20 protein-coding genes are annotated in these 26,576 nt (G+C 67.2%); 11 read left to right on the top strand and 9 right to left on the bottom strand.

What is annotated here, in order from left to right:
- Positions 1-14 precede the first annotated feature (14 nt).
- The 3 genes from HOV77_RS14850 (at position 15) to HOV77_RS14840 (ending at position 8,052) form a co-directional block, all read left to right on the top strand.
- A complete protein-coding gene (locus tag HOV77_RS14850; protein ID WP_290862536.1) occupies positions 15-2,531 on the top strand; it encodes a carboxypeptidase regulatory-like domain-containing protein in 2,517 nt (838 codons plus the stop codon).
- Positions 2,528-5,257, top strand: a complete 2,730-nt coding sequence (locus HOV77_RS14845; RefSeq protein WP_290862534.1) for a hypothetical protein — start codon at positions 2,528-2,530, stop codon at positions 5,255-5,257. The genes HOV77_RS14850 and HOV77_RS14845 overlap by 4 nt, the downstream gene beginning before the upstream one ends.
- 305 nt (positions 5,258-5,562) lie before the next feature.
- Positions 5,563-8,052: a hypothetical protein gene (locus HOV77_RS14840; protein ID WP_290862532.1), complete on the top strand. Its 2,490-nt coding sequence runs from the start codon at positions 5,563-5,565 to the stop codon at positions 8,050-8,052.
- Positions 8,053-8,060: 8 nt separating this feature from the next.
- Here HOV77_RS14840 and HOV77_RS14835 read toward each other — a convergent pair whose 3' ends face one another.
- Positions 8,061-8,405: a nuclear transport factor 2 family protein gene (locus HOV77_RS14835; RefSeq protein WP_290862662.1), complete on the bottom strand. Its 345-nt coding sequence runs from the start codon at positions 8,403-8,405 to the stop codon at positions 8,061-8,063.
- A gap of 109 nt (positions 8,406-8,514) precedes the next feature.
- Here HOV77_RS14835 and HOV77_RS14830 point away from each other — a divergent pair, with 109 nt between their 5' ends.
- The 3 genes from HOV77_RS14830 (at position 8,515) to HOV77_RS34785 (ending at position 11,895) form a co-directional block, all read left to right on the top strand.
- Positions 8,515-9,393 carry a LysR substrate-binding domain-containing protein gene (locus tag HOV77_RS14830; RefSeq protein ID WP_290862530.1) on the top strand — a complete coding sequence of 293 codons (879 nt, stop codon included), beginning with the start codon at positions 8,515-8,517 and terminating at the stop codon, positions 9,391-9,393.
- 276 nt (positions 9,394-9,669) lie between these two features.
- Positions 9,670-10,128: an SMI1/KNR4 family protein gene (locus HOV77_RS14825; RefSeq protein ID WP_290862528.1), complete on the top strand. Its 459-nt coding sequence runs from the start codon at positions 9,670-9,672 to the stop codon at positions 10,126-10,128.
- A 171-nt stretch (positions 10,129-10,299) separates the two neighbouring features.
- Positions 10,300-11,895, top strand: coding sequence for a UTP--glucose-1-phosphate uridylyltransferase (locus tag HOV77_RS34785; protein WP_363260265.1), 1,596 nt, complete (start codon positions 10,300-10,302; stop codon positions 11,893-11,895).
- A 558-nt stretch (positions 11,896-12,453) separates the two neighbouring features.
- On the opposite strand, the gene HOV77_RS14815 is transcribed toward HOV77_RS34785, so the two are convergent.
- The 5 genes from HOV77_RS14815 to HOV77_RS14795 all read right to left on the bottom strand — a co-directional run bounded on the left by HOV77_RS14815 (position 12,454) and on the right by HOV77_RS14795 (position 15,503).
- Positions 12,454-12,867 carry a DUF4240 domain-containing protein gene (locus HOV77_RS14815; RefSeq protein WP_290862526.1) on the bottom strand — a complete coding sequence of 138 codons (414 nt, stop codon included), beginning with the start codon at positions 12,865-12,867 and terminating at the stop codon, positions 12,454-12,456.
- A 234-nt stretch (positions 12,868-13,101) separates the two neighbouring features.
- Positions 13,102-13,803: an SMI1/KNR4 family protein gene (locus tag HOV77_RS14810; RefSeq protein ID WP_290862524.1), complete on the bottom strand. Its 702-nt coding sequence runs from the start codon at positions 13,801-13,803 to the stop codon at positions 13,102-13,104.
- Between the two features lie 256 nt (positions 13,804-14,059).
- Positions 14,060-14,647 carry a hypothetical protein gene (locus HOV77_RS14805; RefSeq protein ID WP_290862522.1) on the bottom strand — a complete coding sequence of 196 codons (588 nt, stop codon included), beginning with the start codon at positions 14,645-14,647 and terminating at the stop codon, positions 14,060-14,062.
- Between the two features lie 279 nt (positions 14,648-14,926).
- Complete coding sequence (locus HOV77_RS14800) at positions 14,927-15,226, bottom strand: hypothetical protein (protein ID WP_290862520.1); 300 nt, start codon at positions 15,224-15,226, stop codon at positions 14,927-14,929.
- A gap of 61 nt (positions 15,227-15,287) precedes the next feature.
- Positions 15,288-15,503, bottom strand: coding sequence for a hypothetical protein (locus HOV77_RS14795; protein WP_290862518.1), 216 nt, complete (start codon positions 15,501-15,503; stop codon positions 15,288-15,290).
- A 623-nt stretch (positions 15,504-16,126) separates the two neighbouring features.
- Here HOV77_RS14795 and HOV77_RS14790 point away from each other — a divergent pair.
- Positions 16,127-16,591 (top strand): HAD domain-containing protein, encoded by a 465-nt coding sequence (locus HOV77_RS14790; RefSeq protein ID WP_363260288.1) that lies wholly within the window; start codon positions 16,127-16,129, stop codon positions 16,589-16,591.
- 90 nt (positions 16,592-16,681) lie between these two features.
- Here the strand turns inward: HOV77_RS14790 and HOV77_RS14785 are convergent, their stop codons facing one another.
- Positions 16,682-17,884 carry a hypothetical protein gene (locus tag HOV77_RS14785; protein WP_290862516.1) on the bottom strand — a complete coding sequence of 401 codons (1,203 nt, stop codon included), beginning with the start codon at positions 17,882-17,884 and terminating at the stop codon, positions 16,682-16,684.
- 54 nt (positions 17,885-17,938) lie between these two features.
- On the opposite strand from HOV77_RS14785, the gene HOV77_RS14780 reads away from it, so the two are divergent.
- Together HOV77_RS14780 and HOV77_RS14775 are read left to right on the top strand one after the other, a co-directional pair.
- Complete coding sequence (locus tag HOV77_RS14780; protein WP_290862514.1) at positions 17,939-18,823, top strand: hypothetical protein; 885 nt, start codon at positions 17,939-17,941, stop codon at positions 18,821-18,823.
- A 460-nt stretch (positions 18,824-19,283) separates the two neighbouring features.
- The gene (locus HOV77_RS14775) at positions 19,284-20,840 is read left to right on the top strand and encodes a DUF4419 domain-containing protein (RefSeq protein WP_290862512.1); all 1,557 of its coding nucleotides are present in this window, start codon (positions 19,284-19,286) and stop codon (positions 20,838-20,840) included.
- Positions 20,841-20,865: 25 nt separating this feature from the next.
- On the opposite strand, the gene HOV77_RS14770 is transcribed toward HOV77_RS14775, so the two are convergent.
- On the bottom strand, positions 20,866-21,117 hold the full coding sequence (locus HOV77_RS14770; RefSeq protein ID WP_290862510.1) for a hypothetical protein: 252 nt from the start codon (positions 21,115-21,117) through the stop codon (positions 20,866-20,868).
- A 23-nt stretch (positions 21,118-21,140) separates the two neighbouring features.
- Between HOV77_RS14770 and HOV77_RS14765 the strand changes: the two genes are divergently transcribed.
- Positions 21,141-21,911 carry an RHS repeat-associated core domain-containing protein gene (locus HOV77_RS14765; protein WP_290862657.1) on the top strand — a complete coding sequence of 257 codons (771 nt, stop codon included), beginning with the start codon at positions 21,141-21,143 and terminating at the stop codon, positions 21,909-21,911.
- A 242-nt stretch (positions 21,912-22,153) separates the two neighbouring features.
- Here HOV77_RS14765 and HOV77_RS14760 read toward each other — a convergent pair whose 3' ends face one another.
- On the bottom strand, positions 22,154-23,638 hold the full coding sequence (locus HOV77_RS14760) for a hypothetical protein (protein WP_290862509.1): 1,485 nt from the start codon (positions 23,636-23,638) through the stop codon (positions 22,154-22,156).
- 412 nt (positions 23,639-24,050) lie between these two features.
- Here HOV77_RS14760 and HOV77_RS14755 point away from each other — a divergent pair, with 412 nt between their 5' ends.
- Positions 24,051-26,501, top strand: coding sequence for a hypothetical protein (locus tag HOV77_RS14755; protein ID WP_290862507.1), 2,451 nt, complete (start codon positions 24,051-24,053; stop codon positions 26,499-26,501).
- The last annotated feature ends 75 nt before the right edge of the window (positions 26,502-26,576 follow it).

Raw genomic sequence — 26,576 nt, 5'->3', positions numbered from 1 at the left:
AAAGGCGTACCCCCATGTCACCACCCCTCTCCGCGCGGCGATGGATCGTCGCCGTGGCGACCCTGACCTTCGCTCTGACCTCGGCGGCCGCCTCCGCCATCGCCACCGCGGCACCCGGTGGGAACCACGGAACCGCGGGCCTGTCCGCTGATCCGAGCGTGCGCGACCGCTACACCCCGGCCGGTTGCAACCAGCGCACCGCCCCGCGGACCGCGCAGTGCTACGCCATGGTGCTCACCGGCGCCGACCACAGTCTCCGGGCCGCCGCAGCCGACGGTCCGCCCGCGACCGCGCTGGGACCGGCGGACATCCGCGACGCGTACAAGCTGCCAGACGCCGGGCAGGGGCAGACCGTGGCGATCGTCGACGCCCTCGGCAACTCCCACGCCGAGGAAGACCTCGCCGTGTTCCGGGCGCACTACGGGCTGCCCGCGTGCACCACCGCCAACGGCTGTTTCCGCAAGGTCGACCAGCGGGGCGGGACGGCGTACCCGCCGGACGACCCGGGCTGGGGGCTGGAGACCGCGCTCGACCTCGACGCCGTCTCAGCCGCCTGTCCGAACTGCCACATTCTGCTCGTCGAGGGCGACACCGCCTCGGTCGACGACCTCGCGGCCGCCGTGGACACCGCGGTACGCCTCGGCGCCGGCTTCGTGTCGAACTCCTACGGCGTACCGGGGGAGTTCGGGCAGGAGCTGGAGATCGACGAGCACTACACGCATCCGGGGACCGTCATCACCGCGTCCACCGGGGACACCGGCTACGTCGTGAACTACCCGGCGTCCAGCCCGGCCGTCGTCGCGGTCGGCGGAACCAGCCTGACCCGCGACGACTCCGCACGCGGCTGGCACGAGGCCGCCTGGGGCAGCCCCGCCGGCGGCCCCGGAGCCGGGTCGGGCTGCTCGATCTACGAGCCGAAGCCCGCGTACCAGAACGGTGTGAACACGGGATGCGACCAGCGTGCGATCGCCGACCTCTCGGCCGTCGCGGACCCGGCGACGGGTCTGGGGGTCTATGACACGACGAACGGCGGCTGGCTGCAGATCGGCGGGACGAGCCTGTCGGCACCGCTGACGGCGGCCATGTACGCGCTGGCCGGCCGCCCGGCCGCGGACAGCGACCCGGTGACGTTCCCCTACCACGACCCGCAGCAGGCGGCGCACCTGTTCGACGTGACCGACGGCGCGGTGGCCGACTGTGGCACGCAGCTGTGCCAGGCCGGGCCGGGCTGGGACGGGCCGACCGGCCTGGGCAGCCCGAACGGCGTCGGTGCGCTGTCCGGCGGCCCGCACGGGCGCATCGCGGGCCGCGTGACGGACTGGGACGGCAAGCCGCTTCCGGGAGTCACCGTGAAAGCCGACCCCGGCGCGTACGCGACCACGACCGCAGGCGACGGCACGTACGCGATCGACGGCGCGCTCGTCGGCTCCTACACGCTGACCTTCGACAAGTACGGCTACAGCACGGTTTCCGGCCGGCAGGTGAGCGTCGCGGAAGGACAGACGGCGGCCGCGGACGCGCAGCTACGTGCGGTCGACAGCAGCATGCTCGCGGGAACCGTCGTGGACGGCAGCGGCCACGGCTGGCCCGTCTACGCCCGGATCACGATCGACGGCTACCCCGGTGACGCCGTCTACACCGACCCGTTCACCGGCGCGTACGCGGTCCGGCTGGTCAACGACCGGGACTACACCGTCCACGTGGCAGCCGTCTATCCCGGCTACACCGCCGACGCGACTCCGGTGCACCTCGGCGGGGCCGACCTGCGGCACGACGTACGCATCTCGGCCGACCTGACGGCGTGCACCGCGCCGGGCTACCGGTGGAACGGCTACGAGACCGGTTTCGCGAACCGTTCCGGGTGGAAGGCGCAGGGCTGGGTGTTCGACAACCCGGCCGACCGGTCGCCTCCGCTCGGCGGCGACGACACCTTCGCGCTTGCGTCGGGCAGTGGGGACGCGTACCTGACGTCACCGGCCGTGAACCTGGCCGGCCAATCCGCGCCGGAACTGCGGTTCGACAGCGCGTACTACGCCAAGGCCGCCCGGCAGCATGCGACCGTCGACCTCAGCGTGGACAACGGCCGCCGATGGACGACCGTCTGGCGCGCGGCCGACACCAACGTGCTCGGGGCGCAAACCGTTGCCCTGCCCCAGGCCGCGGGGCGTACGCAGGTCAAGGTCCGGTTCCGCTACGAGGCCCGCGACGGCTGGTGGTGGGGCGTCGACGACGTCTTCCTCGGTACGCACACCTGCGTGCCCGCATCGGGCGGATTGATCGCCGGGGTCGTGCAGAACCCGGACGGATCAGGAATCGACAACGCGACCATCGCCGGGCCGACGAGCCGGGCGCTGAGCGCGTCATCCGACGATCCGGGGTTGCCGCACGGCTTCTACTGGCTCTTCGCGGTCGGCACGGGAACCTACACCGCCGGCGCGCAGGGCTACACGACGGCGTCGGGCCCGATCACGGCCGCGCCGGACACGGTCACCCGCAAGGACTGGACGCTCACGGAAGGAGCGGCCCGATGAACCACCGCAGACAAGCCATGAGGAGGGTGGGCGTCGCTCTGGTCGCGTCGGCGATGCTGGCGAACGTCACCGCCATGACGATCAGCGGCACGCCCGCCGCGGCCGCCCGATCTGGCGCGCCGCAACAGCTGGAAGCGGTACAGCCGGTCACCGTACCGCTCATCACCGGCGATTCCGTGCGGCTGAGGACCGCCGGCAAGCTCACCGCGGCCGGTGCACGGGTCACCGCCACCGCCGAGCCGCGCCCCGGCGGCCCCGCGATCAAGATCACCGCGACCGGGTCGGCCGGCGGCGTACAGCGGATCAGCGCGCTGCCCGCCGACGTCGCCCGGCTCGGCGCGGCGGTCGACCCCGGGCTGTTCGACGTCACCTGGCTCGCCGCCCACGGTTACACGGCCAAGGACGCCCGCCTCCCCGTGATCGTCCAATACGCGAGCACCGCGGACCCGAACACCCGCTTCCCGGGCGCGACCATCACGAAGACAACCGCCGACCACACCGCCGAACTCGCCCTCGACCTGGGCCAGGCCGCTTCCTTCTGGTCCGCGCTCGCGCCCGGCGGACGGCTCGGCTCCGGCATCGCGCGCATCTGGCTCAAAGATCACATCCTCGGGTACGCGACGAGCCCCGCGTACTCCGCGACCTATCCCGTGACGGTGACTGTGCATCTGGCCGCGGACAAGGACCACCAGGTCTTCGCCTGCGACGGGATGCGGACGACGATGTGCGTGATGGGCGTGACCCTGCTGGGCGTCACGGGTCCGGCCGCCGGGCAGAGCTTCACGGCGAACCTGCTCGGCTGTGCCGACGTCGACCCGTGCACCACGTACGGATTGCAGGCCAACGTCCCGTCGGGCACGTACGCCGTCAGCGGCTGGGTGTCGTTCTACGACGACGCGCTGGACCAGAACGTCTGGCTGGAAAAGCCGGAGGTGATCGTCGCCGGGGCCACCGACGTGTCCTTCGACGTGGCGCAGGCCCGGCAGATCTCCGTGCAGACACCGCGTCCGACCGGCACCTACAACGCGATGCTGCAGGACACCCGTACGCTGCCCGACGGACGTTACGCCGCCAGCCTGATGTTCAGCTCCTACGGCAACCACCAGTACTGGGTGACGCCGACCGACCGGGTCTCGACCGGGCAGTTCCGGCTGGAGCTCGGCTGGGTGGGTGGGGCCATCCCGGTGACCATGGCGATCGCCGGCAAGGGCGGCCAAGCCCTGCACCCGATCTATCCCACGTTCGCCTCCTTCCCCGGCTACCCGATGTATCGGCTGGCCGGTCGCGGGACCGCCGGCGTGGTCGCGGCGGGGGAGGGGACCGAGGCGGACTTCGCCAAGGTGGACGCGCGCGGCAAGCTCGTCCTGCTGACCGTCGCCAACAGCACCGGCCTGCAGTGCTATGGCGGCTCGCTGGGCGCGGTGATGGACTGGCAACTGCAGAACGCCATCCGCGCCGGTGCCGTCGGCGTCCTCATGGACCCGCAGACGCCGTCGGCGACGCCGGGAGAGTTCTGCTCGCTGCCGTTGCGCGGCGACTGGATCCTTGGTGTGGACCCGACCCCGCCAATGCCGTTCGTCTCGGTGACACCGTCCGACGCCGCCGCCCTGCGGGCCCGGCTGGCGAAAGGCTCGGTGAGCATCGCGTACGCCGACGCAGGCACGGCCACGGAGATCTACGACCTGAAGTTCTACGAGCAGGGCGAGATCTCGGCCGACCAGCGGTTGACCGTCCGGTCCGCCGACCTCACGCCGACCCGGGCCGTGTACCGGACCGACACAGGGGACGACGTGCTGGACAGCCGGAACACCTCGGCCTTCCAGCCCGGCGAGTACCTCACCGGCGGAGTCACCGAGCCGCTCGCGGCACCCACAACCCGGATCGAGTACACCGGACCGATCTCACCCGAACTCGTCCACCAGGACGACCTCCAAAGCCCCGGCCTGTTCCAGACTTCCCTGCGGGTCTACGCCGACACCAGCCGGCGTACGCAGGAATGGGCGGCCCGCCCCCTCGTACCCGGCAGTCCGGCCGCAGTGCCAGACGTGCTCGCCGCCCAGCCGGACAGCTGGGGGACGACGCTGAACCCGGTGCAACTGTGCTCCTACTGCCGGCAGGGGAACACGTTCTACCCCATCGGCTACCTGGAATCCGACCGTTCCCTGTCCAGCGGGCTCTACGGCTACGACGCCGCCTCGGCGCACCTCTACCGCGATGGCGTGGAGATGCCCCAGAGCTCGGTCGCCGGGCTGGTCGCGTACGCGCTGCCAGCGGAGAATTCGGCGTACCGCCTGACGACCGACTATCGCCTGCCGTCCTACGGCGAGGTGCACACCCAGTGGGACTTCACCTCGGCCGCCCCCACAGAGAACCGCCCAGGCACGGGGGCGATCTGCATCGGCACCCTCGTCTTGGAGTCGACCGACCCGTGTGCGGCCGATCCGCTCGTGTTCATCGCGTACCGCCTCGGGGACGCGCCGGCGCGAGGGTTCACCGTCGAGGCGTACCACGAGGACTCGCAGGCGCCCCAGATCACCGGAGTGCAGGTGTGGACGAGCACCGACGACGGCACACATTGGACACCGGCAACCGTGCACACTACCCGCGACGGTTACGCCGTCACGCCGCAAGTGACCGGGACGGGTGCGCTGAGCGTACGCGTCGTGGCGGTGGACGCGGCCGGCAACCGCGTCGAGCAGACGATCCTCCAGGCAACCCTCGCCTGAGGATCTGATGACCCCGCTTGGATCAGGGCGATCCGTCCCTGATCCAAGCGGATCTCCGCCCACGCTGACCAGCAGACCCATCGAGGCCGGAGCAACGGCACCGTCATCAGCCGCGTTCAGTGCTCTTGACCGGCGCGATCGCGATGGATGACCTGTTCGGGGGCGACGAGCCGGCGCCGAGGATAAGCCGGAAGGCGGCCAGCCGTAGGCGTATCAACGCTCGGCTGGAGTTCACGAGAACGTAACCGCCGGACGTGATCACCGATATTGTCCGAAATGGAGGGACGCTGCGATCATGTCCCACCATGGCATTGCGTACACGTACCACCCTCGCCACCGCGGGCGTCTTACTGCTGGGGGCAGGACTGCTGACGGCGGCACCCGCCCGGGCCGCCGCGACCACGACGATCGCGGTGGACTTCACCAGCCCGATCGCGCCGTCGCCGGCGGGCAACTTCGGCGTGACCTTCTCGACCTTCGGGGTGGACGGTGGGCCGACCGCGACGCATCCCGCTGACATCGCAGCGCTGGCGAACCTCGCTCCCGGCTCGATCCGCGTCCACTTGAAGCCGGACGCCAACGGAAACATCGTGACCGGCGCGGACAGCGGCGACACGAGCATCTCCGGCGACGTGTGGCTGGACACGATCGAGCAGATCGGGGCGCAGCCGACCGTCATCGTCAACCTCGACCAGGCCGACGCGCTGGCTGTGCTGAACTACGTGAACGCCACCGGGCACACCGTGCAGCGGTTCATCCTCGGCAACGAGTTCGACGCCAACAGCAAGTCCGATGTCTCCGCGGCCGACTACGTGACCAAGTTCAGGCAGATCGCAGCTGCGATGCGGGCCGTGACGCCGGGGCTGGAGATCGGCGGGCCCGCGCCCGCGTACTTCGAGGACGGGCGGCTGCACGACATCATCACCGGCATCGTCACCAACGCGACCGGCACACAGCGCGCTAGTTTCATCGACTATCATGCGTACGGGTCGGGGGCCGGAGTCAACGCCACGATCGCGGAATCCACCCGGTATGCGACCCAGATCCAGCAGTTGCGCACGTGGATCGGCGACGCGTCCGTCGGGATCCAAGTCGGCGAGTTCAACATGAACTGGGGCGACGAGTCGCAGAACAACACACACTTCGCGAGCGTCTGGGTGGCGAACGCGCTCGGCACCATCATCACGAACAACGCCCGAGGGCTGATCTACGCCGACAAGAACAACGCGATGGGCCTCATCGGACCCGGCGGGACCCCGAAGGCGAGCTACATCGGGATGGAGATGTTCACCGGCCGGCCCGGCGGTATCCGCCACTTCGGTACGGAGGTGGTGCAGTCGTCCACCAGCGACTCCGCCGTCTACGCGTACGCCTCGCGAAACGCCGACAACGTGGTGGTCGTCAACACCGGCGACGCCACGACCGCCGACCTGGCGTTGACTGGCATCGCCACCGGAAATGCGGACGTGTGGCAGAGCGCGGGTGACATCGCGTCCATCCATACGCCGGTGAAGACGGCGACGGTCACGATCACGGGTGGCCACGCGACGGCGAGCCTGCCCGCGATGTCGATCACGACCTTCGTCGTGACCGGAACGGCAGGGGAGACCGCCACCCCGGCCGTACTGCCCGCCTTCTCCGACGCGAAGTGGGTCAAGCAGGGCACCGCCACGACGACTGCGACGACCGCGACCCTGACGACCGCCGCCCAGACCTTCTCGGCCGGCTCGGTCTACTACTCCGACGCGGTGCCGTCGAACGGCTTGGGCGCGAGTTTCGACGCGACGATCGGCGGCGGCACGGGCGGTGACGGCATGACGCTGGCTCTGCTCGATCCGGCGTCCACCGCACGGGTGGGCGGTATCGGCGGCGGGCTCGGCTACAGCGGGCTCACCGGTGCGGCGGTCGCCCTGGACACCTTCGACAACGCCACCAACACCGCCGGGAATCTGATGGGGATCGCCACGAGCGCCACCGGATCGACCTTCGCGTACGTGACGTCGACGACGGCGGTCCCGGCCTTGCGGGCGACTCATCACTATGAGGTCGGCGTTGCGAGCGGCACGATGACCGTCCGGGTCGACGGCGTCGTGACGCTCAGCGCCGCCGTCACTCTGCCCAGCCAGGTGATCGTCGCGTTCACCGCGGGCACCGGCGGCAGCGCCGACACCCACCAGGTGGGCAACGTCGTGGTCACGACGGGCACACCGATCCCGGGATTCGGCGACGCGGGGTGGGTGCTCTATGGCACCGCGACCAAGACCGCGGCGTCTGCCACTCTGACCGCGGCGGGTCAGCAGTTCGCCGCCGGGTCCGTCGTCTACGGCGCGGCCAAGGCGTCCGAGGGACTCGTTGCGAGCTTCGACGCGTACCTGGGCGGCGGGACCGGGGGCGACGGAATGACGATGGTGCTGCTCGATCCCGCGTCCACGGCGCGGGTCGGCGCGGCGGGCGGTGGCCTCGGCTACGGCGGGCTCACCGGCGTCGCGATCACCTTCGACACCCATCAGAACGGCACGGACCCCAGCGGCAATTTCGTAGGGGTCGCGACAGCGGGCACGGGCGACGTCATCAGCTACGCGGCGACGGCGGCGGCGATCGCGAGCCTCCGGTCCGCGACGCATCATTTCGTGGTACGCGTACAGCAGGGCCATGTGCTGGTTGCCATGGACGGGGTGTCCATCCTGGACGCAACGGTGACCCTGCCGGGCAGTGTGCTGGTCGGCTTCACCGGCGGGACTGGCGGGGACACCGACACGCACCGGATCTCGGGCGTGGTCCTCACCACGCGCTGATTGCTGGATCATCGCTGGACCGGCAGGAACTCCGGCCGGTCCAGCATGCGTAGCCAGCTGCCGTCGGACTGACGGCGGGCGACTTGGGCCCGTGCCCCGGCCGCGTCCTTCGGCGGTGTCGCGGTCAGCGCGATGTCTCCCCGCACGAGCGTGGGCAGCGGAGTTTCCGGCTCGAAATGCGGCCGGTTGGCGAGAATCTTCTCCCAGAGGGCCTGGATCGCGGCCCGGCCGACCGTCTGCCCACCCGGAGGGTATGCCATGACGGCGTCTTCCTCGTACAGGGCGGCCACGCCGGCAGCGTCCCCGGCGTTGGATCGCTCCACGAACAGCCGGGTGAGGTCCTCCGGTGTCATCGCCTTCTCATACTGCGTCATGTCGATCTCCTTCCCGTCCACTCCAGCGTTACGCACCTGGATCTAGAAGTCCAACAGCTGGTTGTTCTGTGAACTAGAATCAGCAGTTATGGAACTTCGGCAGCTGGAGTACTTCGTCGCGGTCGCCGAGGAGCGGAACTTCACCCGGGCCGCCGACCGCGTTCACGTCAGTCAGTCCGGGATCAGCGCCCAGATCCGGCAGTTGGAGAAGGGTCTCGGCGCGCAGCTGTTCGACCGTTCTGGGCGTACGGCGACCCTCACGGTGGCGGGTAAGGCGGCATTGGAGCACGCGCGAGCGGCGCTCGCGGCCGCGGACGCGGTCGGTCAGGCCGTCGGCGAGGTCAGCGACGTGCTGCGAGGACGGCTGCGGCTGGGCATGGTCGTCGGCTGCACCGTCACACCGTTGTTCGAGGCCGTGGCCGCCTTCCATCGAGCGCATCCCGGCGTGGAGCTAGCGCTGACCGAGGACTCCTCGGACCGCATGACCGACGGCGTACGCACCGGCGAACTCGACGCCGCCCTCATCGGCGCGGCCGGAGCCCCACCGTCCGGAGTGGAGTCATTGACGGTCGTCAGCGAGCCGCTCGTCGCCGTCGTTCCAGCGAAGCATCCATTGGCGCACCAGCGGAAACTCAGTGTACGCGCGCTGTGCGCGTACCCCTTGATCTGCATGCCCCAGGGAACCGGCCTGCGCGCGGTGCTCGACGGAGCCTGCGCCGCGCATGGTCTGGCACCGAGCGTCGTGGTGGAGGCGGGCGCGGCCGACGCGATCGCGGACCTGGCCACGCGCGGGCTGGGCGTCGGGGTGCTCAGCCAGTCGATGGCCACGCGGTATCCGCTCACGGCCCGAGTCGTCGCGGACATCGAGACGCCCGCAGTCCTGGCGTTGATTTGGCGAGCCTCGCCGCCGCCCGCAGTACGCCGGTTCGTGGCGCACACACGCACAGCTTTCGGTGCCGGACGCTGAGCCGCGCGTAGTTCGCCGCCAGCCGCGGAGGTGGCGCAGTCCGACTGCTGCGTGCCGTTGCGAATGTTGTCCGAACCGGCTGCGACCGGGTCACGTTTATCGTATCCCGGACGCTCGGTGATCTCCTCGCTCTGTGCCGTTTCGAGGACCGTCTTGGTCATCTGCTTGAGCTGCCGGACCGAGGACACCCGGCTGCACTGGTGGTACCGGTCGCAGGAGATGGGCTGGGGCAACTTGCCAGTAGGTTGGTGGTATGAGTGACGAGGACGTCCACGCATGGAATTTGACGAGTTTGAACCGATCTTGCGCGCTGAGCTCACTAAGCAAGCGGAGCTCGATGTACCCGAGGGCGTACGTATCATCGATGCGATCGCGGCCAGCGACGATGATCTCAACAGAGCCGAAGAAGCAGTGAACGCAGAACTCCCCAGAAAATACAAAGAGTTCATGGAGGTTGTTGGCGGAGGTCTGGTCGTCGGGGTGGACCTCCTGCCCGTCGTCTCAACGAACCCGAGGATCAGTGACCTGCTATCGGCATGTACGGAGGAGTTCCCCAGCGGGAACTTCCTCCCGATCTCCAATCCGGGAACGGGCGACTGGTGGGGCTTCCTCGTCATCGACGGGAGATGCAGCGATCAAGTATTTCAGTACAACCGCGACACCGGTGACTTCGAAGTGACCGACGAAGACTTTCTGACGTTCCTGGTCAGGGTAGGGGTTCGCCACGAACTCTAGGAACGTTTCTCGCCTTCGTGTTCACTCGACCCGAGGTGACGAAGCGGCATGCAATAGGCACAATCCTGTCGTTGATCCGTCAGCGACCGCTATGGCTATACACCAGCGGCGGCCATAACGTGCCCCTATCGTCTGCCGGGTCGCGGCCAGGATGCCGCCGAGCAATGGGTTGTGCAGTTCGACGTGAGCGAGGAGCCCGTGCGAGCACATAAAGCTGTCATTCCGGTAGCGGGTCTTGGTATCGAGTTCCTGCCGGCGACGAAGGTGGTGCAGCGGGAGCTTCTGCCGGTGGTCGACCGTCCAATATTGCAGTTCGTCGTCGAGGAGGCCGCGGACGCAGGGCTATATGATCTGTTACTCGTCGTCGCCCCCGGCAAGAGCGATGTGATCTCGCACTTTGATCGGGATCCGGACCTTGAGTCCTACCTGGAGGCCAAGGGTGAATCCAGGCGCTTGAACGCTGTGCGCCGGTTGTCCGAACTAGCGGAGATATTCACGATCACTCAAGGCCAGGCGCTGGGCCTTGGGCACGCTGTGGCGCACGCCGAGACGTTCGTAGGCGACAATCCGTTCGCGCTGTTGCTGGGCGACGAGTTCTTCGACCCAGATGATCCACTGCTACCGGCGATGCTGGATCTTCAGGAGCTCACGGGCGGTGCCGTCATTGCTCTGTGCGAAGTCGATGTGCGCGAGAGCCAGAGGTATGGCATTGCCTCAGTTGAGCCAGCAGGTCCCGCATTACAGGAGCCCGTCGAGAGTGCTGGCCTAAATGGCTTGATCTGTAGGATCACAGAACTCGTCGAGAAACCAGATCCCGCTGTTGCATCGAGTGACCTGGCGATTGCGGGCCGCTATATCCTGCCGCCGCAGATATTCAGCGCGATTCGGGAGACCAAGCCCGGAGCAGGCGGTGAAATTCAGCTGACCGACGCCCTTGTGCGGCTTCTCCATGATGGAATTCCCGTGCACGGGCTGGTCTACCGCGGCAAACGCCATGACACGGGAACGCGTTTGGGCTATCTCAAAGCGGTAGTGGATCACGCGATACGCGACGGCGAGCTCGGTGACGACTTTCGTCCGTGGTTGGCCGAAACGTTGCAAGCGTTGAGCGGCCAGGTCTCGTGGGACCTGCCCGACGAGTCTCGCGCGTCGCGCGCAGTTCGTCCGTACAGGGTCAAGGCGTGGGCGAGAGCCGGCGGGCAGCTCGTCGTGGATGTCGCCGCTCCGGCGGTTCTGGGCACCCGAACGTTCGATCGTGCGGCCGTGGCCCAGGCGATCAGGTTGGATGCGTACCTTGACACAGACGACCTGAGTGCCGCCGAGCAGATATTCGACGCGTTGGATCAAATTGCCGTACTGATCGGATATCGGCAGGCGGAGGACATCGAGCTTCGACGGGGATCCGTATTCAGGCGGGCAAAAGCGCGGATCGCCTCGTGGGTGTCATCCGAAGAAGTCGCGCAACGTCAGCTGCAGTTGGAACGAGCCTTCGAACTTCAATACATAGACAATCGCCAGGCCGAAGTCGATCTCAAGCTCGGTCAGGCGGTCGCCCAGCTCATTGCTTCGCTTCACGAAGTTCCCCAGGCATGCATGCGGGTCAGTTCGATCCTTCTCGTCAAGTACGACGACGGCAAGGGGCCCGTGCTCGTTGTGAGGTCGCTCAGTCAGATCGAAATGCGTGCGCTGGACAAGTTTCCGGAGATCCAGATGAAGCCGCGCCAGGCGCTGGCTGCCCTGGCGAGTGCGGTCGTCGAGATGGAGTGAGCGTCTGGTCTGGCGGCGAGCCCGGCAGACCAGCTGTGTGGTCGTCTTCCGGCCGCGAGTCACGTCAGCGCTCCGCTGGCTGCGTGCGGTGCCAAGCCGGACGGTGTCTAACGCGGAACGACCGTGGGTAGCGACTGGCGGAGTCGTCGCTAGCTAGACGCCGACTTGAGTCGTTCAGGGGAGCGCGTTGTCCGCCCCGACCGGGATGCAAATAGCGAAGGCCATCGATCGAGTGTGGAGACCTCTTCGTGCGCGAGCATGGCCTCGACCGCCCATCGGCACCGATGACCACCTCTACACGACCCTGTACGAGGAGGACTTCGGCGCCAAACTCGCGGCACACTTGCGCGACGAGAGTGACGAGGTGGCCGCCTACGTGACGGATCACCCGGCGCCGGTCCGCAGTGACGATCCACGCGGCCCGCCGCCGACGATCGGACGAAGCTAATGGCGCGCTCCCGGAACTCACTTCTCTGCACGCGAAGGCGGATGCAGCGGGCTAACCCGCTGAACATTTGCCTCCGGGCCCAGAACGCCTCATCGTCGCCCGTGACCGCCTCAAAGGCAGACGAGGCGGCGAGATAAATCGACTCCCTGTGTAACGCGAAACGGGGAGACACTGCCCTCCGCGATGCCGCGGACGATCGGCAACTCAGCAATGCTCTCGGAGTCGGCTATGACCTGCTCGAAATCGGTACGGCCGAGTCCCACGATGCCCGCTCGGAAGTCGGTGAAGCCGTCATCGGACAGGTAGCCGGAGATCAGGAAGCAGGCCGCGCAGAGCTCCCACTCGTCGGCCAAGCCGCTCATCCTCGCGAACTGGTCGTCGAAGGCGATGATCTGCTCGGGCGTCCACTCCGCCAGTATTTGCTTGAGTGCGTTGCCCACGTCGTGCGCGGTGGCCCAGCTGCTCTTGGTGGTGGCTTCGGTGCGTGCTTGATCGATGAGCGCCCAGAAATCAGCAAGTTCCACCCGGGGAGTCTGACATGATCATGGAGGCCGTGGGGGATCGCTAGCGGGATGGCTTGTCGTGTCGTCGCTCCCGGGTGAGGAGAGCGGATGAGCGCTTCGCGATCTGGGCGAATGTAGGACGCCAAGTCACGCTCCCCGCCACGTCCCAGCCCTGTTCGCACTGGTTCATGCCAGGCGTTGGCGCCCGGGCTGGGTTCTGATCGGCGGGGCGGAGGCGTCGACGGTCTATGGCCGCTAGCGGTCAGGGTGGATGCCGAGTTTGACTTCGGCGTCGGTCAGCCAGTCGATGTACCAATCACGGAACGTCACTGGCTTGTCGTCGTGAAGGATCGGGGCGAGGTCGACGTCGTCGCAGCGCAGGTCCGACCACATGGTGCCGCGGGCAGGGCCGCTGACGATGAGCCAGTCGTACATGCCGCAACCGTGATGGCACAGGCAGATCGCTCCAGCTGTCAGGTCTGGGTCGTTGAGCATCTCGTCCACCTCGGCCTGCCACACGCCGTAAGCCTGATGCCATTCCTCCTCGCCGGCGAAGTCATGCTTCTCGGGGCGTGGACCGAGGCTGTCGATGCGACTGTTCAGCGTGCGTGCGACGGGAAACGGGTCGGCTATTCGCGATGGATCGGTCATGGTGGCGCCGTCTCCATGCCATGCCCATCCGGAAACGGTCTGGCGCCGGACGGGGAGCACGCCGTATCCGGGCCCGGCGACGCCGGCGCCGACGTCGGTCAGGAAGCTGCGGTAGTCGTCCGGCAGGCTCACGCCAAGCCACGATTCCAGGGCCAGGAGTTCGTCGCTGGACAAACCAGCTTCTAGGACGAATCCGTGCCCAACACCGAATACGGCGGCTCCGAAGACCTTCCCATGATCAGCGTGGGCGCGCAGCGCCTCGACACGCTGGCGTATCCCGGGCCAATCGGTTCCCGGCAGAGTCATGCCGTCCGCCTCCCTCGTCGCGTCGAGCATCGCAGTTTACGGAAAAGGCGTGCGCCTCGCGCAACGCAGATCACCGCACGTCGCCACTGCCCACCGACTGGTCTTGGCGGTGCGCCCGGAACTCATCCAGCAACGTAAAGAACAGGCTCGGCGGCTCATCCCGGCGTCACGGCCGATCTCGCGGACCAGCCGAGGAACCCGTGCCGCCCGAGTCTGTCAGCGAACGTGTCACTCGGCCAGAACGCCGCGCATTCTCTCACAACGCTGGAACGCGATCAAGGGGAGCGGGACTGACACCATTGTCTAGGAAGAACATGTAGCCCCGCAGATGATCGGCGAGGTCTCCATCAAGGTAGGCGAGATAGTCCGCGAGACCGCTCGCCGCTTCCCGCTCGTCAGCGCGCTCTGAAACTATCCATCGTCGGTGCTTCGCGGTGATCCACTCGCGAAGGCGCCCACGCTCGCGCCACCACTCCCGGACGAGGTTCAGGCTCCAGTGGGAATCACCGTCGCATGCCCAGCCCGCCCAGGGGTCCTCCTGCATGGCGACGAGCACGTCCTGGAGCTCCGCCAACGTCCGCGGCTGCCGGTATAGGAACTCCTGCTCGTACTCGATGTCGTCGCCATACAGCACGTGATGGGGTGCGTGGAGCCGCCCCACCCAGCAGTTGTCCGTCATAGCGCCGTAGAAGGGTCCTGGTACGTTGCGCCAGTTGCGTTCGTCCCATTTGCCCTGGCAGATTTGGTCGAGCGAGGGCCGTAGCCCGTGCTGTGGCAGTGAGTCGATGACCGCGTCGAGGTGTGGCATGGGATCCCAGTACCGCATGCCGTTTTCAGCGCTCACGACGGCATCGTAGAAGGAGCGAGCGTCGCAGCCAACATGCGCAACGACCGACTCTGACCGGCCGCGTCAACGGTCTTGTCACATCGTTCCAGCAGGGTTACGTGGAATATGACGATGCGGGACGGGCAGTCGGGCAAGCTCATGCTTCGACGGTCGGCGGGACGTCGTCGGGGTGCAGACGTTCCGCTCCTACCGTGGCGTGGATCTGCCACTCGGCGTACGGTGACGTCGGTGCCGCGCTCTCCGTCGTCGCCTCCGTTGCTCGTCCCTTGACGCTGGCTAGTCCACCGAGGGTGCGAACAGCGTGCGTGTCTGGACGCCGGTGCCGAACACGACGGTGCTGCCGCCGGCGCGGGCGACGGCCTCGTCCCAGCCCCGTGGGGCCTTGTCACCGGCAGGCCCGCCAAGCCTGGGGAATAGGTATCCCGCCTCGCCGGGTCCGTCCACGACGCAGACGGTGAGCCGATTCATCAACGACCAGCCCTCATCCGGCCCGGTGGGGACCTCCACGGCCAACGACAGAACCGGTACGCCGTCACGCAACTCGAACGTGACCAGCTCTGGGTTCAGGAACGGCACCCGATGATCATCCACACGCCGCCCTTGCGAGACAACCCTTCTGATGAACCGGATCTCGGCGTCAGGAGGCGTCGAACCATTCCTTGCCAGCTGCCCAGTGCTTGACCCAGCCGGCGAATCCGGGCTCGCCGGTGGTGTGCCCGAACTGGGCGCCGAACGGGGTGGCGCCTTCGCCGGTGATGAGCCAGATGTGGCCGCGGTGCTCGCCGGTGACGATCAGATGCCAGTACATGCCGCAGCCGTCGGTGCCGAGCAGGACCGACCCGTGATCGAACACCGGGCCTAGCAGTGGCGGTGTACCGCCGCCCATCCCAACGCTGAGGCGCCGTCATCGTCGATGGACAGAGCTAGGCGAATTGCCTCAAGATCTGAAGGATCAGCGTGGTCGGTGATCATGGGCCAGTTCATACCAGCCGGGACTGACATACTGCCTTCGGCCCCGAGCGGTCACCTCTCACATGTGCCCTGGCGCCGTCAAAGGTGCGTCGCCGATGTCGTACGCCGGTTTGATGATGGTGCGATGCCGTGGGCGACGAGGCAGATATAGAAGGGGAGCGCGGAGTGGATGAGCGGGTACGTGGACTTCGTGACGCCGCCGTACGCGAGCAGCTTGAGGCCTATGGCTGTGTGCTGCCGCCGTTGCGCGCGTATCCGGAGATTGATCGGGGCAGCATCGGCTGGCGCATGGGTGGCGGCGAGTGGCACCTGACGATCTGGTGGCACTGGTGGGAGTCCGCCGGGATGGACGAGGCGGCGAGGATCACGTTCTTCCGCAACGACGAACCGCCGCATGAGTGGCTGGACTGGGCGGCCGGGCAGATCTGGCCGGATGAGGACTTCGGCCCGGTCGGCGTACGCCGTCTGGCGAAGCATGGCATCGGAGCGCGTCCTCTGCTGTTCCTGGACGTCGACGGCACGTTGCTACCGTTCGCCGGGGCCAGGCACCGGTCGGGCGACAGCGCTAACCCGCTGCTTGCCGGGCTCGACCCCGGGCACGGTCGTCGTCTGGCCGCGCTGCCGTGCGATCTTGTCTGGGCGACGACCTGGATGGCCGAGGCGAATGAGGTGCTGTCACCACGGCTCGGACTGCCGCAGCTGCCGATCGTCGACTTTCCGGACGAAGATGACGACCACGATCGGCTGCATTGGAAGACCCGCTACCTCGTCGAGTGGGCGATGGGACGACCGTTCGTCTGGGTCGACGACGAGATCACCGACGCCGACCGGACGTGGATCATGGCGAATCACACGTCGCCCGCGCTTGTGCACCGTGTTGATCCGCGGTGCGGCCTCGTAGATGCGGACTACGCCGCCATCGAGCAATGGCTGACGAGAAGCGAAACACCACCAGCCGACGGATACTAGGCGGACGGTTGCCGCTGGTTGGATGCCCTGATGGTCGGGTTCGTCGCGGCTATCCCGATGTAATCCGAATCGATGAGCTATCGATGAGTTCTAGCCTGCGGTGACGTAGAGCAGGAGCTGTTCCGGGGCGGTGGGCAAACCGTAGCGATCCAACTCCACTCGGAACGCTCCGGCGGTGAAGCCGTCGCCCATCCATTGTTCGGGGTGCCCGGCCAGCCATCGAGCGACGGCTTGCTGCGGGGCTGTCAGTTGCGAGAACGGCACGGGATGTGCTGGACGGGTCCGCCAGGCCAGGGTGAGCGCCTGTTCCAGTTGGCGACGTTCGGATTGCGGGCGTAGGTAGACGTCGAGCAATTCGTCGGCCAGCTGCTCGAAAGCCGGCTGGTGGAAGGCCGCGAGCGCGTCCAGCGCGCTGGTCGGTGGATACTGCTGCCAGTACGGTGCCTCGCGGTCAGAGTCTTGACGGCCGATCTCCTGAAGCGTTGCAACCGCCGTGGCTGGGGCGTTGACCTCGTGGCGGATGACGGTGGCGCATGAGGCGGCCCACCGGATCACCTCATCCTCGTCAGCCAGGCATCGGTCGAGTCCAGCCTCAGGCACGGGTCCCCCTAGCAGCGCGATGGCCAGCATCGCGTTGGCCGTCAACATCAGATTCTCGGTGTCCCCGACGGCGGCGACCAGCTCGGCCACACTGGCCTCGGCGTTCTCGGGGAAGTAGGCCAGCGTCACGGCGGCAGCCGTGGCCACTTGGGTGTCGGTGTCGTACAGCAGGCCGCGAACAGTGGGTAGCGCGGCGCGGACGGCGTCATACGTCTGGATCGCGAAATGAGCCTCGAACCGGCGGTTCTGGTCGCGGTCGAGCGGGAAACGTCCCTGGCGTTCATGCCGCGGTGTGAGCAGGTAGGCGCGGACAGCTTCCAAGAGGCTTAGATCAGGCGGGGACACGGCGAGCGCGGCCCGGTTGGCGGCGATCGGCCAGCCGCCGGGTAGACAGCGATACGGCGCACCGACGGCGAGATTGAGGAGCAACTCGACGATGCGGTGACGGTCGGCCACCTCGGGGTCGGCCGCGAGATCCACAAGGAACGGCACGGCGATCGCTGACGCCTCGTACCGGCTGCCCTGGTGAACGATCGAGCTGATCAGTTCGGACCGCGCCTCGCGCCGCTCTTGCCCGTCGGACGAGCGCAGCGCGCGCAGATGTTCGGGCGTATCCGCGGCGGAGCCGTAAGCGTGCAGAAGGCGTGGCCACTGCACCGATGCCAGCGCGAGCGAGTCGATCACACGCGACACGATCCCACATCCTCGCGCGAACTGCGGCCCGGTGGCTCCGGCGGCCAGCCGGAAATGATGCTGCGTCCGCGGTCTGGGCGTGGCTACCCTCTCTCGGTGGCATCGAACATGGAGTGCATCGGTCTGGCTGCCGGCGACCGTGCCGAGTTCGCGCGGCTCATAGAGCAGACGCTGTCCTCGGCTGACCTGATCGCGAAGGTGAACCGTACGTCGGTGTACGCGTGGCAGGATCCCAGCGGCGCCCGGCTGGTCATCTCGACCGAAGACCGCCAGATCGTCGATCTGCTGCCATCGTTCGCCGGTACCGTGGGTGCGCTGCTGTCTGGCGTTAAGGTCGCCAACGACGAGGTGGCCGTCGGCAAGGTGGTCGACGACGAAGGCGAGACGATGACCATGCTGGCCATCGAGCTGGAACAGCGCCGGATGCTGGCCGGCGCGGCTCCAGCTGGTGGCGCTGCCAGCATTGTGGCGCTCGGCAACGAGGTCAGCGTGTTCGCTGATAAGGACAGTTTCGCGAACTCCGACGCCAGCCTGATCAGCCCGGGCAAGGATGCCGGTGATCCGCCCGCGCATGTGGCCGAACTCGGTATGTCCTGGCCGCCGCGGATGGCAGCGGAATCGTTCATGTCCTACGGGGTGTTCGGACCTCCCGAGCAGGCACAGGCCCACGCTTGGCTATACGGCACGGTGCTGACGGCGCAGACGCGGACCACGCAGCTTACCGGGCAGTCGTTCATCACCACACGGGTGCGTACGGTCGGCTTCGAGGTCGATCTGTGCCTGCCGGCCACCAGCGCCGTGCCCGAACCGGGCAACATCATCGGCGGGCACGTGTTCTTGGTGGCCTCGATGCCCAGTCTCCTCGGCTCGGATGCTGCCCGGTCGTCGAAGCGCTCGTGGCTGCCCTGGCGACGCGGGCCGAGGACGTCGGCGTCATGACAATGTCCGCATGACGGCGCGGTACATCCTTCATCGAGATGTGAACGATTGCTCGGCTGGTGGGTCAGGTGCCCTGACCCTGCGGCGGGACAGCGCTTGATCATGCGGGCAGGACAATCCTGCCGATGCTGGTCCGAAGGTGTCGACGTACGGCTGGCGATAGCCCAGGTGTTGGAGGCCATCGTGCGAGAGGATCACCCAATCGGCTGGTTGGTCGTAACGGTGGAGGGAACTGTGCACGCCTCGGTCGCTAACGCGATGTACACGTTGTCTCAGCAATTTGGCAGACGGCGATGGGTCTGCGGTCGACCTGAACTGCTCGACGAACCAGATGCTCGTGGTGGTCGCTCGCTGGGCTTTGTGCTCTCCGATTTACAGCGGGCGATGTCTCATTTGCCCGGCATCTTCGGGAGTAGGTTAGGGCACGCGCGGGTTCGCCCGGAGGCGCTACGGTGACGCGATGATCACCTTCGCCGTGGACGATGTCACGCCTGCCGCGCAGCCGTTGCCGACGAAGCCGCTGCGTGATGCGTTCCCGGACGCGCTGGCCGTCGGTGGTGACCCGGACCTGCTTGTTCTGCCGTCGAACGGCGTGCATCCGTTGCTGCGCGCGGTCGGGCAGGCATTCGCCGACCATCGGCCGCTGGTGCTTTCACCCGACGCCGTTTGGCTGACCATCACCCAGGGAGTCGCCCAGCACATCCGGTTGCACTCGGATGAGTTGCGCCCGATGCTGGTCGCCCACCAAGGTCGTCAACGGTTGACGATCGAGCTCGATGGGCCGGTGCCGCAGGACACGGCGGACTGGGGCGACGCAGTCGGCCGGTTCCGGTGCCGCCTCGCGGAAGAAGTCAAGGACGCCGACCTGTTCGCGTGCGATTTCTCGACGAGCACCGACGTCGACCGGATCGCCGGCCAGGTGGTTCTCTTGGACGCGTACTCGCCCTACTTCTCCTACTGGATGGTCGCCGTCTGCGGCATCCCTTCGATCACACTGACCGGCACGGTCGAAGACTGGTCCCGGATCCGCGTACGCGTTGACGAGCTCGCCCGGTTCGGCCTCGCGGACTGGCGCCGGTCTCTGGCCGCGATCCTCGACCAGTTCGTGCGGGCCGCTGCCGGTGACGTGGATCTGGCGTTCTGGCAGCGTATCTACAACCCGGTCGACGCATACGGCGGCAAGCTCATCACCGGCTGGGCCGCTCGGTTCTATCCTTATCTGTCGGCCGAGGGCGCGCAAAATCTGCCGAACGAACTGCTCCAGCTGCCGATCGACGAACCCTGCGACCTGACGGTGGAGGGCCGTTCCTACCGGGGACCGGGCATCCGCAGCAGCATGGTGCCTGCTGTGCTCTCCCGCGCCAGCATCAAGATCAATGATCGTGCGAGTGGCGACAATCGGGCGGTATCGGTCTATGGGGGAGTCGCCGCGGTGACTCAAGACCGCGACGGCGCACTCCGCCCGGTCGCTGGGTGGCATGTGGTGCCGGGCCGGGTCGAGATCGGTGAGGTGATCGACCGCATCATCGCCGAACATGAGACCACTCCACCGGCCAGATCGCATCCCGTGCTCGACCAGCCGGCCGAGATGTCGGCGATCTACGACCGGATCGGCACCGCGAGTCTGTTCGTCGGCGCGTGGCGCATCCGCGAAGAGCCGTTGCCGAGCGTCTATCGAGGCGGGCATCTGCGTTCGATCCGTCCGGCATTCGAGCTTGCAGACGGGCGCACGCTCTGCGCGGTCGCCGGTCATCGCTTCGAAGACGTCCACTGGATCGTATGCCGAGTTGAGCAGGCCCGGCCGGCTACTGCGGGCACGCTTCCGTTGACCGCGGCCCAGCTCACCATCAGGGAGAGCCACCTGCTCGACAACCCAGCTGACATCCCGGTGTACGGCACGTCCCTGGCGCTGATTCTGGACTCCGCCCTGGACAACGGCGGAAACATCGACGACCTCGTCATCGGACGGCTGTCGGACCTCGATGCGGCCGACGAGCATCGAGGCCATCGGCGTTAGCCAGGATCAAGCGTTTGCCTGGTACTCATATGTAATCGAAGAAGCGGATCCACCATGTCCCGCCGCTTGGTGCGAAGACGTCAGGATCCCACGCGCCATCGTAGGTCTGCCATAGCGGTTCCTCGGGGACCAGGGTGTAGTCGTTCTGTGTCAACGCGGTGGTGATCCGGTCACGGTCGCGAGGATGGAGCAGTCGTGTGGCTTCGATATCGGTCCAGACACCCGGGTTGTCCACGGCGAGGACCGCCAGGCCCCCGAAGTTGCTGACGAGGACCACGAGCGGGCGGCCGGTCGCGGTGGCTGCGGCGGGTATCTCGACGCGGCCGTGCAGGCTGGCGTCACGCTGACAACCGCGGATTCCTCAACAAGGTCGACAACACCAACACCGGACTCGTGCAGGTCGGCGCCCGAAGCTACGACCCGCTCGCCGGACAGTTCGTCAGCCTCGATCCACAGTTCAACACCGAAGATCCACATTCGTGGAACGGCTACGCATACAGCAACAACAACCCCATCGACTTCAGCGACCCCACCGGCTTGGTCCTCGACGATGTCGCCAACGGCAGCGTCAGCCAGACGACACTGGACATCATCACCGGCAAACGGCCCGGCGAGTGCTACAAGTGCGGCGACGCTGAGGGAAACGGCAACGTCACCCACAGCGACCTGTACAATCTGAGCCGCGTCCGCCACAACCGAGCCGCCTGGCACGCCACCCTCGAAGCACAACAACAGCAGCACCAATACGAGGCAGCCGAGCGCAACCAGCGACGAGAAGCCGCCGAACACCAGCGCATGATCGATGCATCGGACTACACGATGGGGGACCTCGTCCCAGAGAATCTGCTCTTCGCGCCCAAATTCATCAACAACTTGCCCTGGTCGAGGGGCTACTTCGAAACGGTTCATGCCCAGCCGATCGGCGACGGTGACCGGCTCAAGGAACACCGCTGCCGGGAATTACCTCGCCCCGGGGTCTACCTGGATCTCCACGGAACGAGATCGACAAGCCCTCCGAGCCGTGCGGCTCCTACGTGCTTAGTAGCTACCGCACCATCGATGACGCTGTAAGCAGGGCCCTCGGCATCCCGCTTGTTCCGTAAGCCGGCGCCGCAGGGAACACGGCGACCGCTGCGGCGCGAGTTGGGTGTCTGGATCGGCGTGACGTGAGAGCGGGCCAATTGCAGCTGGCCGCGAGGCCGATCGCGCCGGCTCAGCCGGATCCGCACCGCGCTCCGCACTCGGCGGCCCGACCGGGGTCGTCGGAGGACGATCTACCTGGCGGGGGTTGCATTCTTGAGTTTCGTTTCTGTCTACCTGGAGGGCTTCGCGCGTGGCGCGGGAACCTTGGCGAGTTGGTGCCTAATGCCCGTCAAGATGCGCTGGAAGGCTTGTGGGGGAAGGGCTGGATTCCGGGCAACCTCGACAACCACGTCTGGATCGGGATGGGATGCCAACTCGGTCAACATGTCTGCGGGGGCCATCGGGTTGCAGGCCACATACACTGCGTTCGCTGGATTCCGCAGACATGCGGCAAGCGCTGTAGGCGGTGACGCCTCCTGCCAGGCGACGTCTGTGACAGCTTCAGCTGGCGCCTGAGGGTGCGTCGCGATCGCGAGAAGGACGTCGGGCGGGCACGATGGATGGGCAGCCAACGCAGGGAAGATCGGCGGTCCTTGCCGTGCGGCAGTCGCTCTGATCCTTTCGGGCGGCACCGAGACGTGCATGACCGCCCGGCGCGCGACCGCGAAGTCGGGGTCATCGATGAGCATTGCTCGGACCTCTGAGGGCAACCGATGGCTGGCGGCCGCGACTAGCCGGACCCGCGGGTCGGCATCTACGGCAAGGCTAAGCAGCCCATCGAGATCGGGATGATTGTCCGTACTGGGTGTTCCGCCACTGCAGCTGTGCCGCACCAGAAGGTCCAGCGGGATACTCGGATTGGCCAAGACATGGCCCCGCCAACGCCCGGCATCGGTGTCATAGAGCCGGCGGAGCAGTCCGGGCGGTGCCGCCCAGTTGGTGGCGACTCGACCGGTCACTTCGTCGTTCTGCAACGCCAGCAGTCGCCCGTAAGCCTCCTCCGCGAGGTCAGGACGGCCCGCGAGCGCCGACGCTATCTGCGGGTTCAGCGTGATCATGTACGGCGCGACGGCATCAACTGGTGTCGTTGGATTGCCTGCCACGACGCGACACAACTCCTCCGCGGCCGCCGATCCGTCGGGCCAGTGCGGGCATGGGCTCATCGGTGGCGACCCACCGTGTTCGATGAGATCGGCGAGGATTCGAGCAGGGGCGTGAAGGCTCGACGCCAACGCGACCCTAATACAGGCTTCGGGCCTGGCCGCCAGCCGAAGCGCTAGCTCTTCGGGCAGTTCCCAGGGCCGGGTCGCGCATGCGGCCACCGAGCAAATGGGATCGTCCGCCAACACTGCGGCGATGTCGAGTCGCTCCAACACGTGGTCACCCAACGCCCGGCGTACCGTGGGATCCGGCCAGGATGCCAGCACCTGTAACCAGTCGTCAGGCGCGTCAGGCCGATCGATGCCGGCGAGCAGCATCCACGGAACATCACTCCGGACCTGCTCGACGGCGAGCCTTCCCGACCTGATCAACGCCTCAACGACATCCCGGTGCCCGCCTGCCGCCAGGAGCTCGACCTGAGCCGGTGTTAGTCGCTGCTCCGAAGCCAACTCGCGCAAGACCGCCAGGTCGTTCACGGCGATGAGCTCGTCGACGTGCTCGGGCCGCAAAGCCGAATTACCAGCCAGGGCGAGCAAGATCTGCTGATCGGACACAACGCTCCTGCCACTCGTACGGGTCAGCAACGCCAGTCGCGGCACTGGCTCCAGGATCACCCGTCAAGTCCGCCGAGGCAAGCCGGATTACCACAGGTCGTCAAGTACAGGGGCAGTCTTGTCGATCCGCAGCCGGCCGCCTAGGCATCTTCACACGGCGCCTCGCACAGCAGCCATCGCATGTCGGCGGCCGGACTGCACGCGTGCTCGGCCTGCGACCAGTCGACTCCGTCGCCTACCGGGTTCGTCACGCAAGATTGGCGCCGCAGCGGCCGAACTGCGGCGGCCGGGGTTTGTCGGCGGTCTCGGCTATCTTGCCCGCATGCCCGTTGCGAGCCACGCGTACGCCCAGCCGTCGGAGCCATCCGAAGGCGGGTCTGGATCTGCAGACCTCCGTCGAGGAGCTCGCGGCATGATCCACGAGCTCGACCTGGACCTGGCGCGCGCCATCGACAAACGGTCCATCGAGCAGGTGTACGCATACCTCAAGGCCTTGCCGGAGAAGAATCGCAAGGCTGCGTTCCCGGCCGTCGTCGCGCATACGAAGGCTGACCTGATGGACTGGCGCGGCGGCATCACGGCCGTCGCCGGCCTTGCGCTGCTGGGCTGCGCGCCCAGCGCCAAGCGGGCGATGGCGGCCATCAACCGCGGAAGCATGAGATGGGAACGCCGGTTCATCCCTCGCCGGCTGACGCTCGACCTGCTCGTTCACCGGAACGTCCCATGGCTGGCGGAGCTGGCCCGGCTGTGGGCACAGACCTCGCAACTCAACACGGCCGAGGAATGGCTACTAGTCGACGACATCGCCGGTGCGGCCGGGATCGAGCTGCCGCAAACACCGGGCTTCGCCCGCGGCTGGATCGCGTGGGTCCGCTCCGAGAAGGACCCCTACGACGCCATCACCACCGGCTCGTACGCCCCCGTACTGCTGCCCATGCTGTTCGAGGACGACGGCCTGGGCTCAGAGCTGGAGTTCACATTCTTCGGAACCGGCTTCAACACCGCGCTGCTGAAGCTTGCCTCGAACGATCCCGCCATCCGCACCATGCTCATCGACGGCTGCGTGGCTCTGCTGCTGCGCGGAGGACGGCCCGGCAACCTCCGCCCGTTCATCACCCTGCACAACGAACTCGCGGTCACACCACAAGAGATCGGTATCCGGATTTCCGACTACACGGCGTTGGTCGCCGCCGACCTCGGCACCGTAGTCGCCATGGCACAACGCTGCCTGCGTAAGGCCGACGAGGCCGGGCTACTTGAGACCGACACACTCCTCGCGATCGCCGCAACCATCTTGCAGCGCAAGGAAAAGGGCCTCGTCAAAACCCAAACGACCTGGGTACGCCAGGCGGCCAGGTGCCATCCGGAACGGAAAGCGGACCTGCTCGCCACCCTCGCACAGCCGGCGACGCCGGCGCCCTTGCCCCTCGCGCCGCCCGTCGGGCCCATCGTGCCGGAGATGCCACCACCGATCACCACCCCGGCCGCGGCCGCCGAAGAACTCGCGGCGATGCTGAGCGGCGACGGCTCGGTCGCCACGATGGAACGCGTCCTCGCTGCACTGATCGAGATGTACGGACGCGACCACGAAGCGTTGAGATCCGCGATTCGGCCGGTCGTCGAGTGCCGCCGCGACAGCCTGCAAAGCAGTTGGGCGAACGGGTATTGGCTTCGACTTGGGATGATGCTGTTCGACCTGCTGGAGCCGCCCCTGCGGACACCGATGCGGCTCGAGGAAGCCTTCGGCGGGTTGCACGACGACCACCCCCTCGCTCAGCCTCTGCATGACCCGGAACGCTCACCGGCGACACTGATGGAGATGCGCCTACTCGCCACCCAGCTGTACCTTCGGCGAAGCCCAGTGCCACGACTGGTGGCCACGCCCACGCGATGCAATGGCCACCTCGATCCCGCGGTTCTCGTCGACCGGATGTCACAAGCGGAACGGGACGGCTGGCAACCGTGGCGAGTCGACCTCAGCCAGGCGCTCCTGCGCTTGCCGCGCGAAGACCCCGGCGGCGACGTCCGCCGCCGCGCAGAACAGCTGACCAGCCCCGCAGGGCAAATGGTCGCACGACAACTGCGGAAAGGTCACGTCGACCCGGTCGTGATCGCGTACGCACAACACGGCAAGGGCGGGCGCTACCGGTGGATGGCTCCGCTGCCAGAACGCCGGGTCGCCGTCACCATCGAGCCGCCCCAGAACGTCAGCCCGATCGAGACCGCCTTGTTCACGCTGCCACGGTACGAACAGCCGCAATCACATTGGATATCCAACGAGACGCTATGGGCAGCCGCCCTCCCCTCGCACCGAGAAGTGGTGGCCGCCTGGGCGGTGACAGGGCTGGCCGTGGCCGCCGACAGTCGGGGCGGCGTCGGCGACCACACGCAACTCCTGCCGCTGCTGGCGGAGAACCACGGGCCGACCGGCCCGGCCACCCAGCTTGCCATCGTCTACGGCATGACCGTCCCCGACGCCGCCGATCGGGTCGCTGCCGTCGACGCGCTGCTCGCCTTCGGAAACGAGGTCGACTGGCGCGCAGTCGGTGGGCACCTGGGCGACACCGTCTGCGCAGGCTCCCTCGTCCTCACACGCGCGGCCCGAGTCCTCCGAGACGCGGCCGAGGCAGGCGCCGTCGACACCGCCTGGCAGATCTGCCTCGGCGCCCTCCCCGCACTGCTGGCCACACCGAAGCCCCACATCGGCACCACCGACATCCTCCAGCTCGCCGAACAATGCGCACGCACCCTCGGCCGCCGAGACCATGTCGAAGGGCTCGACGCCGCCGCCGGCCGTGGGGGCGGGAGCCAATTCGCCTCGGCCGCCCGAAACCTGCACAACGCGTTGGCAACAGCTCCATAACGTCCTATCTACGATTCGCTCAGGGCATCGCCACCACGGGTGGAAATCACAGGGACGGGCTTGCGGGCGCGTGCG

The organism is Hamadaea sp. (assembly GCF_013362815.1).
Lineage (GTDB): Bacteria > Actinomycetota > Actinomycetes > Mycobacteriales > Micromonosporaceae > Hamadaea.
This window is presented reverse-complemented; position numbering and strand designations above follow the sequence as displayed.